Genomic DNA, 13,067 nt, shown 5'->3' on the forward strand with positions numbered 1-13,067 from the left:
GCTTTCCTCCGTTACGGCTGATCAGATGCAAAGAACTCGCGCTCGCGGCGCTGCGCTCGCTTCCGGCTTCGCCCTGCTCCTGTCCTCCACGGCGCTGGTCGCGCCGACGGTGGCCCTGGCGCAGGCCCAGACCCAGGTGGCGCAGCGCATCGTCGTGCGCGGCAACGAGCGGATCGAGCAGGCCACGGTCCTCTCCTATCTGCCGATCCAGCCGGGAGACACGGTCGATTCGCAGACCCTCGACCTGGCGCTGAAGGCGCTCTACCGGACCGACCTGTTCGCCGACGTGAAGATCTCCGCCGTCGGCGGCGAGGTGGTCGTGGAGGTGGTCGAAAACCCGATCATCAACCGCGTCATCTTCGAGGGGAACAAGGGCCTTAAGGAGGACAAGCTCCGCGACGAGGTCACCCTTCGTCCGCGCAGCATCTTCACGCGCGCCCGCGTGCAGCAGGACGTGCAGCGGATCGTCGAACTCTATCGCCGCTCGGGCCGGATCTCGGCCGAGGTGACGCCCAAGGTGGTGGAGCTGCCGCAGAAGCGCGTGGACGTGATCTTCGAGATCGACGAGGGCGCCAAGAGCGGGGTCCTGCGCACCAACTTCCTCGGCAATACCGAGTTCTCCGACAACGACCTGCGCGACGTGGTCGTGACCGAGCAGAGCGCCTGGTACAAGCTCTTCACCAGCAACGCCAACTACGATCCCGACCGGCTGGAGTACGACAAGGAGCAGCTGCGCGAGCACTATCGCAACCGCGGCTTCTACGACTTCCGCGTGGTCTCGGCGATCGCCGAGCTTGCGCCGGACAAGAACGGCTTCGTGGTGACCTACACCCTCGACGAGGGACCGGAGTACCGCTTCGGCGAGGTCACGGTGGAGACCGAGCTCGAGCGCCTGAACAAGGAGACTCTGACTCAGCTGGTGCCTATCCGCGAAGGTCAGATCTATCAGGACGAGCGGATCGAGCAGGCGACCGACGCCCTGACCTTCGCCGCCGGCGCCGCAGGCTTCGCCTTTGTCGACGTGCGTCCGCGCTATACCGCCAATCGCGAGACCAAGACGGTCGACGTCACCTTCCAGGTGCGCGAAGGACCGCGCGTCTATGTCGACCGCATCGACATCGTCGGCAACACCCGCACGCTCGACTATGTGGTGCGTCGGGAGATGAACCTGGTGGAGGGCGACGCCTATAACCGGGTGCTGGTCGACCGTTCGCGCAACCAGATCCGCGGCCTCGGCTTTTTCAAGGACGTGAACATCGAGGAGATCCCCGGCGCTGCGCCCGACCGGACGAGCCTCCGCGTCGAGGTCGAGGAACAGCCCACCGGCGAGCTCTCCTTCAGCGCCGGCTATTCCTCCGTCGATCAGCTGATCCTCGATCTGGGCGTCACCGAACGGAACTTCCGCGGCCGAGGGCAGAACCTGCGCGCGCGCGTCTCGGTCGGCTCTCTGCGCCAGCAGGTGGACCTGTCCTTCACCGAACCGCGGTTCCTCGGCCGCGACCTCGGCGCCGGCGTCGATCTCTATTCGTACAAGTACGACCTGACCGACTACTCGGCCTACAAGACCAACACCATCGGGGCCGGTCTGCGCCTGGGCTTCCCGCTGACCATGAACTCCCGCGGCTCGCTGCGCTACACCCTGCGCCGCGACGAGGTGGAGATCCCGGACTCCTACTGCGATCCGACCGCGCCGGTCGTGTCGATCTCGCTCTGCGCGCAGCGCGGCCAGTACACCACCTCGCTGATCGGCTACGGCCTGCGGCTCGATCGGCGGAACGATCCGATCAATCCGACGCGTGGCTTCTACACCGCCCTGAACCAGGACCTGGCGGGCATCGGCGGCGACGTGAACTATCTGAAGACCGAGGTCGAGGGCGGCTGGTACTACGGCTTCTCGCCGAGCTTCATCTTCAGCGCCACCGGCTCGCTGGGCTATGTGGACGGCTGGAACGGCGACACGGTCCGCATCAACGACCGCTTCTACAAGGGCGGCAACAGCTTCCGCGGCTTCGAGACCGCCGGCATCGGGCCGCGCGACCTGAACGCCAGCCGGAGCGACGCCATGGGCGGCAAGGCCTACGCCATCGGCTCGGTGGAGCTGACGGTGCCGACCTTCCTGCCCGAGCAGTATGGGGTGAAGGCGGCGCTGTTCTCCGACTTCGGCACCTTGGGCCTGCTGGACGATGAGGATAAGCTGACGACCGCAGGCGTGGTCGATCCGAACATCAAGGACGACCTGTCGCTGCGGGCTTCCGCGGGCCTCAGCATCCACTGGCGCTCGCCCATGGGCCCCATTCGCTTCGACTTCAGCCAAGTTTTGGCCAAAGAAGACTACGACAAGACCGAAACCTTCCGGTTCTCCACCTCAACGAGGTTCTGATTTTATGACCATGAAACCCCTCGCCGCCGGCGCCGCCGCCGCTGCGGCCCTCTCGCTCGCCGCTTCGTCGGCCGCGCTGGCGCAGACCGCCGCGGCGGCCCCGCAAGTGTCGCACGGCGCTGCGGTCCCCGGGGTCTGCGTGATGTCGGTCGAAGCCGCCATCGGCGGCTCCACGGTGGGCCAGTATGTGCAGTCGCGGCTGCAGCAGATCTCGACCCAGGTCGAAGCCGAGCTGAAGGCCGAGGAAACGGCCATCAGCAACGAGGCCAAGGCCATCGAAACCGCGCGCTCCACCCTCAGCCAGGACGCCTTCGACAAGCGCCGGGCCGATCTGCAGGTTCGCCTGAACGCCTATCAGCGCAAGGGCGCGCTTCGCGAGCGCGAGATGGCCGTCACCCAGCAGAAGGCGATCTCCCGCATCGGTCAGGAGATGGAGCCGCTGATCCGTCAGGTCTATCAGCAGAAGCAGTGCAGCCTGCTGCTGAACCGCGACGCCCTGCTGCTCGCCAACCCGGCCATGGACGTCACGCCTCAGGTCGTCACGGCCCTGAACGGCAAGATCACCCAGTTCGCTTTCGACCGCGAGCGGCTGGACCAGGCCGCCTCCGGCGCTCAGACTAACTAGGCGAACGACTCGGCAAGAGGCGCGGGTCGCGCCTGGATGGACATGCCCGACCCGCGTTTCTTCGAGGACCTCGGTCCGATCAGCCTTTCCGATCTGGCTCACCTGACCGGCGCCGAACTGGCGCCGGGCGTCGATGGCGGCCGCGCCGTGCGCGGGGTCTCGATCCTCGACCGGGCCGGGCCCGACACCGTCACCTTCCTGTCCGACCGGCGGCTCGCCCCCGAACTGGCGCGCAGTCGCGCCGGCGCCTGCTTCCTGCACCCCAGGCTTGCCGAACAGGCGCCGGAGGGCTGCGCCGTCCTGCTCACGCCGGCGCCGCAGGCGGCCTACGCGCTCGCCGGCCACCGGCTTCACAGGCCGCGCGTCAGTCTCTCCGCCGCCCATGTCTCGCCTTCCGCGCGGCTGGAGGAGGGGGTTCAGATCGGCGCCGGCGCCGTCGTCGGGGACGAGGCCCAGATCGGTCGCGGAACCCTGATCGGTCCGGGCGCCGTGATCGGCGCGGGGGTGACCATCGGGCGCGACTGCGAAATCGGTCCCCGCGCGTCCATCAGCTTCGCTCTCTTGGGCGATCGGGTGCGGATCTATGCCGGCGCCGTGATCGGGGAGGCGGGCTTTGGCGCGACGCCAGGACCCAAGGGCCTCATCGACATTCCGCAGCTCGGGCGCGTGATCGTTCAGGACGGCGTCACTGTCGGAGCCAACACCTGCATCGACCGCGGCGCCTTCGACGATACGGTGATCGGCGAGAACACAAAGATCGACAACCTGGTGCAGATCGCCCACAACGTCCGCGTCGGGCGCAATTGCGTCATGGCCGCCCATACGGGCATTTCCGGCAGCGTGACCATCGGCGACGGCGCCCAGTTCGGCGGCCGGGCCGGAGTCGCCGATCACGTGATCATCGGGGAGGGCGCGCGCATCGCCGCCGCCGCCGGCGTCATGAAGGATGTGCCGCCCGGCGAGACCTGGGGCGGGTCGCCGGCCCGTCCGGTGAAGAGATGGATGCGGGAAACCGCCTGGCTGTCGAAGATGGCCACGCGTCGTGGAGAGGGAGCGGGCGGATGAGCCGAAAGGCGCCAGTGAACGACAATCCGTCGGAGATCGACATCTCCGAGGTGCTGCGGCGCATCCCGCACCGCTATCCGTTCCTGCTGGTCGATCGCGCCGAGGACTACAAGCCGAGCGAGTCGATCGTCGGCATCAAGTGCGTGACCTTCAACGAGCCGTTCTTCGTCGGGCATTTTCCGGAGTACCCGGTGATGCCCGGCGTCCTGATCGTCGAGGCCCTGGCGCAGACCGGGGCGGTGCTGATGTCCAAGTCGCTGAACGTGGACGTCGAAGGCAAGACGATCCTGTTCATCTCGGTCGACAACTGCCGCTTCCGCCACCCGGTCCGGCCGGGCGACGTGCTGCGCATGCCGGTCGAGGTGCTTCGTCACCGGGGGGATGTGTTCAAATTCCGCGGACGGGCCATGGTGGGCGACAAGGTCGCCGCCGAGGCCGAGTTCGCCGCCATGGTTGTGGAGACCCAGTGAGCGTCGAAATCCATCCCACCGCCATCGTCGCCAAGGGCGCCGAACTCGCCGACGGCGTCTCGATCGGCCCCTATTCGATCATCGGCGAGCACGTGAAGATCGGCCCGCGGACGCAGGTCCTGGCGCACGTGGTCATCGAGAACCGTACGACGATCGGCGCCGATTGCACGGTGCGCAACTTCGCCAATCTGGGCGGGCCGCCGCATCACACCGGCTACAAGGGCGAGCCGACGGAGCTCGTCATCGGCGATCGCAACCGCCTTTGGGAGCACGTCACCATGCACATCGGCACGCCCGACGGCGGCGGCGTGACGCGCGTGGGCAACGACGGCATGTACATGGCCACCAGCCATGTGGGGCACGACTGCGTGGTCGGCGACAATGTCGTCCTGGCGCACTCTGCGACCCTCGGCGGACATGTGCATGTGGGGGACTTCGTCATGGTCAGCGGCCTGGCCGCCGTCCACCAGCACTGCCGGGTCGGCCGCTATTCCTTCATCGGCGGCCTGGCGGCGGTGACCAAGGACGTCATCCCCTATGGCCTCGTCTGGGGCAACCATGCCCACCTTGAGGGCCTGAACCTCGTGGGGCTGAAGCGCCGCAACTTCTCGCGCGAGACCATCAGCGGCCTGCGCTCGGCCTACCGCCTGCTGTTCGCCGAGGAAGGCACCTTCCAGGAGCGGATCGAGGACACGACCGCCACCTTCGGCCAGAGCGCGCCCGTGATGGAGATCATCGACTTCATCCGCGCCGACGCCAACCGGCCGCTCTGCCTGCCGGAGCGGGAGGTCTGAGCCTTGCGCAAGCTCGGCCTGATTGCGGGCGGCGGCGGGTTGCCGGTGGAGATCGCCAGCGCCTGCGAGAAGGGCGGACGCCCCTATTTCGTGATCCGCCTGAAGGGCTCGGCGGGGCCTGAACTGGAGGCCTTTCCGGGCGCCGAGGTCGGCATCGCCGAACTGGGCAAGTGCATCAAGACGCTCAAGCGCGCCGGCTGCGAGGCGGTCTGTTTCGCCGGACAGGTGGCGCGGCCGGACTTCGCCGCCCTGAAGCCCGACCTGCGCGGCATCGTGGCCCTGCCGGGCATCGTCGCCGCCGCCCGTAAGGGCGATGACGCGCTGCTGCGCGCCCTGCTCGCCGAGTTCGAGAAGGAGGGCTTCGTGGTGGAGGGCGCCGACGAGGCGGTCGGCGATCTCCGCTTGCCGGCCGGGCCTCTGGGAACCGTGGCGCCCGGCGCCGGCCACGCCGAAGACATCGCCCGCGCCCTTCAGGTCGCCCGCGAGATCGGACGCCTAGACATCGGGCAGGGGGCGGTGGTCTGCGACGGCCTGGTCCTGGCCGTGGAGGCGCAGGAGGGCACCGACGCCATGCTGCGGCGGGTCGGCGAGCTGCCGGAGGACATCCGCGGCCGTCCCGGCGCGCCTCGCGGCGTGATCGCCAAGGCGCCCAAGCCCATCCAGGAGACCCGCGTCGATCTGCCCACCATCGGCTTGGGGACGGTGCAGCGCGCCGCCCGCGCCGGGCTGGCCGGCATCGTCGGGGAGGCGGGCCGCCTGCTGGTCCTGGATCGCGACGAGGTGATCGCGCTGGCCGACGAACTCGGCCTCTTCATCGTGGGCGTGGACCCGCAGGCGTCGTGACCCGGCCGCTCTGCGTCATGCTGGTGGCCGCAGAGGCCTCGGGCGATGATCGCGGGGCTGGCCTCATGGCCGCCCTGAAGCAACGACTGGGACCCGATCGCGTGCGCTTCGTCGGCGTTGGCGGGGCCCGAATGGCCGAGGAGGGGCTCGTCAGTCCCTTCGACATCGCCGAACTGTCGATCCTGGGCCTGCTGGAGGGCCTGCTGGCCTATCCGAAGGTGGTCCGACGCGCCGACGAGACCGCGGCCCTGGCGGCGCGGGAGAAGCCGGACGTCGCCATCCTGATCGACTCCTGGGGTTTCACCCTGCGCGTCGCCCAGCGGCTGAAGGCGCAACAGCCCAACCTTCCGCTTGTGAAGTATGTCGGGCCTCAGGTCTGGGCCTCGCGGCCGGGGCGGGCGGCGACGCTCGCCCGCTCGGTCGACCACCTGCTGTCGATCCACGCCTTCGACGCGCCCTATTTCGAGAAGGAGGGCCTGCCGGTCACCTTCGTGGGCAACAGCGCGCTCAGCGTCGACTTTTCCGGCGCAGATCCCGGCCGGCTGCGCAAGCGTCTCGGGATCGGGGCGGAGGCGGACATCCTCCTCGTCCTGCCGGGCAGCCGACCGAGCGAGATCGCCCGCGTGCTGCCCCCGTTCGGAGAAGGCGTGCGGATCCTGAAGGCGGAACGGCCCGATCTGGAGGTGGTCATCCCCGCGGCTCCGACGGTGGCCGCGATGGTCAAGGACCAGGTCGCCGGCTGGCCCGACAAGGTCCATGTGGTCGAGGGCGAGGAGGCCAAGCTCGACGCGATGAAGGCGGCGACCGTGGCGCTCGCCTGCTCGGGAACCGTGACCACCGAACTGGCCCTGGCGGGGGTTCCGATGGTCGTGGGCTACCGCCTTGGGCCGGTGACCTACGCCATCCTGAAGCGGCTGATCCGCACGCCCTATGTGACGCTGTTCAACATCGCGGCCCAGGACTTCGTGGCGCCGGAGCTGATCCAGGACGACTGCAACGGTCCGCGCATCGCCCGGGAGATCGCCGCGCGGCTGGACGCCCCCTCGGCGCGCCAGCAGCAGGTGCGCGCCCAGTACGAAGCCCTCGACAAAATGGGACGCGGCGGCCCCGATCCCTCGGAGGCCGCCGCGCTGGCCGTTCTGAAGGTGGTCGGGGCTGAGCCTTAGCCCCGCTGGTCCACCGGCACGTAGTCGCGCTGCGGCGCGCCCGTGTAGATCTGCCGCGGACGGCCGATCTTCTGCGACGGATCCTCGATCATTTCCTTCCACTGGGCGATCCAGCCGACCGTCCGCGCGAGCGCGAACAGGACGGTGAACATTTCCGGCGGGAAGCCGAGCGCCCGGAGCGTGATGCCCGAGTAGAAGTCGACGTTCGGATAGAGCTTGCGCTCGATGAAGTAGGGGTCGTTGAGCGCGATCTTCTCGAGCTCCATGGCGACCTTCAGCAGCGGGTCGTCGCTGTGGCCGACCTCGGCGAGCACTTCGTGGCAGGTCTGCTGCATCACCTTCGCGCGCGGGTCGTAGTTCTTGTAGACCCGGTGGCCGAAGCCCATGAGGCGATAGCGGCGGTCCTTCACGCCCTGGACGTATTCGGGGATGTTCTCCACCGAACCGATCTCGGCCAGCATGTTCAGCGCTTCTTCGTTCGCGCCGCCATGGCTCGGACCCCACAGGCAGGCGATGCCGGCGGCGATGCAGGCGAACGGATTGGCGCCCGACGAACCGGCCAGGCGGACGGTCGAGGTCGAGGCGTTCTGCTCGTGATCGGCGTGCAGGATGAAGATGCGGTCCATGGCGCGCGTCAGGACCGGGTTCGGCTTCCAGTCCTCGGCCGGGACCGAGAAGCACATGCGCAGGAAGTTCTCCGCATAGGACAGGTCGTTGCGCGGATGCACGAACGGCTGGCCCTTGGAGTACTTGAAGGCGCGCGCGGCGATGGTCGGCATCTTCGCGATCATGCGATGAGCCGAGATCATCCGCTGCTGCGGGTCATCGATGTTGGTGCTGTCGTGATAGAAGGCCGACAGGGCGCCGACCGCGCCGACCATTATGGCCATCGGGTGGGCGTCGCGGCGGAAGCCGGCGAAGAACCGGTCGAACTGCTCGTGCAACATCGTGTGGTAGGTGATGTTGTGCTCGAACTCGGTATAGGCCGCCGCGTTCGGCAGCTCGCCGTGCAGCAGCAGGTAGCAGACTTCCAGGAAGCTCGACTTCTCGGCCAGCTGGTCGATCGGATAGCCGCGATGCAGCAGGATGCCGGCGTCGCCGTCGATATAGGTGATCTTGCTTTCGCAGCTGGCCGTCGAGGTGAAGCCCGGGTCGTAGGTGAAGACATCGGCCTCGGCGTAGAGCTTGCGCACGTCGACCACGTCTGGACCCGCCGTACCCTTCAGAACGGGTAGTTCGACGGTTTTGGCGCCGATGTTGACCTTCGCCGTATCGCCCATGCCATCCCCTTTCCTGTAACTAGGAATTAAAACGTTCGTTCGCTTGGCCTTATAGCGCTTTACGCAGCGGGCGAAAGCGCGTCGTCGAGACGGGCCATGCTTTCGTCGCGGCCCAGCGCCACCAGGGCGCCCGCCAGGTCCGGCGCAGGCGAGCCTGCGGCCAGGCACATGCGCAGCGCCGGTCCGAACTTGCCGATGCCCACCGATTCCGACTCGGCGAACCCCCGGATTTCGGCTTCCAGCGCCGGGACCTCCCAGGTCTCGGCCGCGGCGAGGCGATCGCGCAGCCGCGACAGGCGGGCGCGGGTCTCGTCGGTGAGCAGGCTTGCGGCCTTTTCCGGCATATCCAGCGGGCGCTGACGCAGGACGAAGACGGTGGCGTCGGCCAGGTCGAGCATGGTCTTGGCGCCGTCGCGCACCAGCGGAATCGTGCGCTCCAGAACCGCGCGATCGGCCTCGCGGACCTTCAGGTCGCGGCTGGCGTGGATGGCGGTGACCAGGTCGGCGAGGCGCGGGATCTCCGCCTGCCGGATGTAGTGGTTGTTCAGGTGGTTGAGCTTCGCCCAGTCCAGGCGCGAGGGGGCGCTGACCACGTCGGCGATGTCGAACCAGGAAATGGCCTGATCGTCGGAGAAGATCTCGTCGTCGCCGTGGCCCCAGCCCAGCCGGGCCAGATAGTTGCGCATGGCCTCGGGCAGGTAGCCCATGGCGTCGAACTCGCTGACGGCCTGGGCGCCATGGCGCTTGGAGAGCTTCGCGCCGTCCGGACCGTGGATCAGCGGCAGGTGGGCCCAGACCGGGACCTCCCAGCCCAGCGCCTTGTAGATCAGCGTCTGGCGGGCGGCGTTGTTCAGGTGGTCGTCGCCGCGGATCACATGGGTGACGCCCATCTCGTGGTCGTCGACCACGACGGCCAGATTGTAGGTCGGCGAGCCGTCGGTGCGCAGCAGGATCAGGTCGTCCAGATCCTTGTTCTGGAACCGGATGTCGCCCTTGACCTGGTCGGCGACCAGGGTCTCCCCCTCGCGCGGGCTTTTCAGGCGCACGACGAAGGGCCGGTCGGGCGCGTCGTTCGGGGAGAGGTCCCGCCAGGGCGAGCGCACGACGCGCCCTTCGGCGCGGGCGGTCTCGCGTTCGGCCTCCAGCTCCTCGGGCGTCATGTAGTCGCGATAGGCCTCGCCGCGGGCCAGAAGCTCCTCCACGGCCGCGCGGTGACGATCGGCGCGGGCGGCCTGGAAGACCGGTTCCTCGTCCGGCTGCAGGCCGAGCCATTCGAGCCCCTCGAAGATCACCTTCACCGCAGCCTCGGTGGAGCGCTCACGGTCGGTGTCTTCGATGCGCAGCAGGAACTTGCCGCCGGTGTGGCGCGCATAAAGCCAGTTGAAAAGCGCCGTCCTCGCCGTGCCAATGTGCATGGAGCCGGTGGGCGAGGGGGCGATCCGGGTGACGACGGGACGGTCGGACATCGATATCGCAGGAATGAAGGTGATGCGCCGCGGCGCGATCGCCGGGCTTTGGGGCGGGTCCCTTAGCACGGGCCTGGCTCGGGCTCCTAGCCTCGCCGACCTGATGGCCGCGCTCGCAGGACAGTTCGCCGCCAACGCCGACCGCTGGAGCCTTTGGACGCCGGTGGCCTTCGGGCTGGGCTGCGCGGCCTATTTCGCCCTGCCGGGGGAGCCTCTGCCGTTCGTCGCCTGGAGCGCGGCGGGCCTCGCGGCGGCCGCCTTCTGGGCGAGCCGCCGCTGGGGCCGACGGCGGATCGTCGCCGTCGCCCTGATCCTGATCGCCTTCGGCCTGGCGGGCTTCGCCGTCGCAAAGCTGCGGTCGCTGGCGGTTGGAACACCCGTCGCGCCCGCCCTGGAGGGACCCGTCGGACTCAGCGGCTACGTCCTCGACGTCGCCAATCCGGGCGAGGGCGGTCCGCGCATGCTGGTGGCGCCGACGCAGGTCGAGGGGCTGCCGCCGGACGCGACGCCCGCCCGTGTTCGGCTCACCCTGCGCGAATCCCCGCCGCCGCCGGGCTCGGCCGTACGGGTGCTGACGCTGCTCAACCCGCCGCCGCCGCCCGCCAGCCCAGGCAGCTACGACTTCGCCCGCGACGCCTATTTCGAGAGCATCGGCGGGGTCGGCTTCGTCCTGAAGGGGCCCGAGCCCGCCGAAGCGACACAGGTCCCCCTTCGCCTGCGCTGGACCATGGCCATCAACGCCATGCGCTGGAACCTGGCTCAGAGGATCGTCCGCTCGATGGGGCGGGAAACCGGCGGTCTCGCCGCGGCCATGGTGACCGGCCATCAGGCCTTCATCCCGCGCGAGCAGATCGAGGACATGCGCGCCTCGGGTCTGGCGCACATCATCTCCATCTCGGGACTCCACATGGCCATCGTCGGCGGCTTCGTCTTCGCCGCGGCGCGTCTGGGCGTGGCCGCCTGGCCCTGGCTCGCCCTGAGGATGTCGAGCAAGAAGGCCGCCGCCCTGGCCGGCCTCCTGGCCGTCGGCGGCTATCTGGTCGTCTCGGGCGCGCCGGCCCCGGCGGAGCGGGCGGCGATCACCGCCTCGGTGGCCTTCGCGGCTGTCCTGTTCGACCGGCGGGCCATCAGCCTGCACACCCTGGCCATCGCCGCCCTGGCGGTGCTCGTCCTGCAGCCCGAGGCGGTGACGGAACCGGGATTCCAGATGTCCTTCTCGGCAACGGCGGCGCTGGTGGCCTTGGCCGAGGCGTGGCCGCGGAGCGTGCGGGAGATCAATGCGCCCTGGCCGATCCGCGCCGCCCAGGGGGCGCTCGGCTGGCTCGCCGCGAGCCTGGCGGCCAGCTTCGTGGCCGGCCTCGCCACCGGCCCCTTCGCGCTCCAGCACTTCAACCGCATGGCCACCTTCGGCCTTCTGGCCAACCTGGCCGCCGCGCCGGTCTCCTCCTTCCTGATGATGCCGGCCCTCGCCGTGGGGGCGGTCCTGACCCCGTTCGGGCTGGGAGATGCGCCGCTTGCCGTGGCTGGATGGGGCATCGCCGGCATCACCGGGATCGCTGCGACCGCGGCCCATGCCCCAGGCGCGGCCCTGCTGGTCGGAAGCGCGCCGGCCTGGGCCCTGCCCATGGCCTTTCTCGGGATTCTCTGGGTCTGCCTCTGGCGCGGCCCGGTGCGGTGGGCGGGCCTGCCCTTCGCCCTCGCCGTCAGCCTGGCGCCGAGGGGCGAGCCGCCGGCTCTGTTCGTGGCCGCCGACGGGGCCCAGGTCGCCGTCCGCTCGGGCGATGCGGCCATCCTGTTGCGGCCGGAGGTCAAACGCTTCGCGGCCGAACGCTGGGCGCAGCGCCGGGGCCTGGCGGCCGAGGAGGACGCCGCGCGCCGCGACGCCGCTTATGTGTGCGACCGCTGGTCCTGCCGGCCGGGCGCTGCGGCCCCTGTGTCCGTCGCGGCGGTCTGGAGTCGCAAGACCCCGGGAGCAGAGGACCTGGCGAGGCTCTGCGCCTCCGCCGAGGTGGTGATCGTGCGCGCGCCCCTGCAGAGCCCCGCCTGCCCGGGAGCGATCCTGCTGTCGGGCGCAGATTTCGCCGCCGGCGGGTCCGCCGAGCTCTATCGCGGCGCCGAGGGCTGGAGGCTCCAGTGGGCGCAGGACCTGCGCGGCCGCCGGCCCTGGACCTGGGGCGCTAGTGGTAGCGGCGAATGAGGCCGACCAGCCGACCCTGGACCGCCACCTGGTCGGGTCCGAAGATGCGGGTCTCGTAGGCCGGGTTGGCGGCCTCGAGCGCGATCGAGGCGCCCTTGCGGCGGAGGCGCTTCAGCGTGGCCTCCTCGCCCATGACCAGCGCCACGACGATCTCGCCGGAATTGGCCGCGTCCGTCTTGCGGATCACCACATAGTCGCCGTCGAGGATGCCGGCGTTGATCATCGAGTCGCCCTGAACCTCCAGGACGAAGTGCTCGCCGGCGCCCAGCATCGTTTCGGGCACATGCAGGCGGTCGCGCTCCTGCTGGATAGCCTCGATCGGGGTGCCGGCGGCGATGCGGCCGAGCACCGGCAGCTCCCGCGTGTCGTTGGCCGCGGCCGGCAGGCCCGGCGCAGGGGCGTCGGAGGCCTCGACCAGCTGCGGACGGAAGGCCTGCCGCCCCTTGGGCGGGGCTGCGGTCGTGGCCTGCTGCGGCAGTTTCACCACCTCGAGCGCGCGGGCCCTGTGGGGCAGGCGGCGAAGAAAGCCGCGCTCCTCGAGCGCGGTGATCAGCCGGTGGATCCCGGACTTGGACGCGAGGTCCAGCGCCTCCTTCATCTCGTCGAAGGAGGGCGAGACGCCGGTCTCCTTGATGCGCTCATGGATGAACATGAGCAGTTCGTGCTGCTTGCGGGTGAGCATGGCTTCCGAACCTTGAGAACAAAGCGCTAACGTTATCGATGTTCTCTAGGTGTTCTTCCTTAATGTCAAGTTACCGCCTGCGATCTGCCTTTTCGCAGC

11 protein-coding genes are annotated in these 13,067 nt (G+C 69.2%); 8 read left to right on the forward strand and 3 right to left on the reverse strand.

Translation table 11 applies throughout. The features are described 5' to 3' along the window. Positions 1–25 precede the first annotated feature (25 nt). Genes bamA through lpxB form a run of 7 tightly spaced genes read left to right on the forward strand, consistent with a single transcriptional unit; the run spans position 26 to position 7,343 of the window. On the forward strand, positions 26–2,380 hold the full coding sequence (gene bamA / locus H2041_RS02960; protein WP_293409251.1) for an outer membrane protein assembly factor BamA: 2,355 nt from the start codon (positions 26–28) through the stop codon (positions 2,378–2,380). 4 nt (positions 2,381–2,384) lie between these two features. Further along, positions 2,385–3,005 (forward strand): OmpH family outer membrane protein, encoded by a 621-nt coding sequence (locus H2041_RS02965; RefSeq protein WP_293409252.1) that lies wholly within the window; start codon positions 2,385–2,387, stop codon positions 3,003–3,005. Positions 3,006–3,047: 42 nt separating this feature from the next. Further along, positions 3,048–4,070, forward strand: a complete 1,023-nt coding sequence (lpxD, locus tag H2041_RS02970) for a UDP-3-O-(3-hydroxymyristoyl)glucosamine N-acyltransferase (protein ID WP_293409253.1) — start codon at positions 3,048–3,050, stop codon at positions 4,068–4,070. Further along, positions 4,067–4,540: a 3-hydroxyacyl-ACP dehydratase FabZ gene (gene fabZ / locus H2041_RS02975; RefSeq protein WP_293409255.1), complete on the forward strand. Its 474-nt coding sequence runs from the start codon at positions 4,067–4,069 to the stop codon at positions 4,538–4,540. The genes lpxD and fabZ overlap by 4 nt, the downstream gene beginning before the upstream one ends. Beyond that, on the forward strand, positions 4,537–5,334 hold the full coding sequence (gene lpxA / locus H2041_RS02980; RefSeq protein ID WP_293409259.1) for an acyl-ACP--UDP-N-acetylglucosamine O-acyltransferase: 798 nt from the start codon (positions 4,537–4,539) through the stop codon (positions 5,332–5,334). Before fabZ ends, lpxA begins: the two co-directional genes overlap by 4 nt. Positions 5,335–5,337: 3 nt before the next feature. Next, positions 5,338–6,177 (forward strand): LpxI family protein, encoded by an 840-nt coding sequence (locus H2041_RS02985; protein WP_293409261.1) that lies wholly within the window; start codon positions 5,338–5,340, stop codon positions 6,175–6,177. Further along, positions 6,174–7,343, forward strand: coding sequence for a lipid-A-disaccharide synthase (gene lpxB, locus H2041_RS02990; protein WP_293409263.1), 1,170 nt, complete (start codon positions 6,174–6,176; stop codon positions 7,341–7,343). Before H2041_RS02985 ends, lpxB begins: the two co-directional genes overlap by 4 nt. Here lpxB and gltA read toward each other — a convergent pair. Together gltA and gltX are read right to left on the reverse strand one after the other, a co-directional pair. Beyond that, positions 7,340–8,623: a citrate synthase gene (gene gltA / locus H2041_RS02995; protein WP_293409265.1), complete on the reverse strand. Its 1,284-nt coding sequence runs from the start codon at positions 8,621–8,623 to the stop codon at positions 7,340–7,342. The two genes, lpxB and gltA, sit on opposite strands and share 4 nt — an antisense overlap. 59 nt (positions 8,624–8,682) lie before the next feature. Next, complete coding sequence (gene gltX / locus H2041_RS03000) at positions 8,683–10,089, reverse strand: glutamate--tRNA ligase (protein WP_293409268.1); 1,407 nt, start codon at positions 10,087–10,089, stop codon at positions 8,683–8,685. A 103-nt stretch (positions 10,090–10,192) separates the two neighbouring features. On the opposite strand from gltX, the gene H2041_RS03005 reads away from it, so the two are divergent. Next, positions 10,193–12,286 (forward strand): ComEC/Rec2 family competence protein, encoded by a 2,094-nt coding sequence (locus H2041_RS03005; protein WP_293409271.1) that lies wholly within the window; start codon positions 10,193–10,195, stop codon positions 12,284–12,286. On the opposite strand, the gene lexA is transcribed toward H2041_RS03005, so the two are convergent. Then, positions 12,267–12,968 carry a transcriptional repressor LexA gene (gene lexA / locus H2041_RS03010; RefSeq protein WP_293409273.1) on the reverse strand — a complete coding sequence of 234 codons (702 nt, stop codon included), beginning with the start codon at positions 12,966–12,968 and terminating at the stop codon, positions 12,267–12,269. The two genes, H2041_RS03005 and lexA, sit on opposite strands and share 20 nt — an antisense overlap. Between the last annotated feature and the right edge of the window lie 99 nt (positions 12,969–13,067).

It is taken from the genome of Phenylobacterium sp. (assembly GCF_013911965.1).
Lineage (GTDB): Bacteria > Pseudomonadota > Alphaproteobacteria > Caulobacterales > Caulobacteraceae > Phenylobacterium.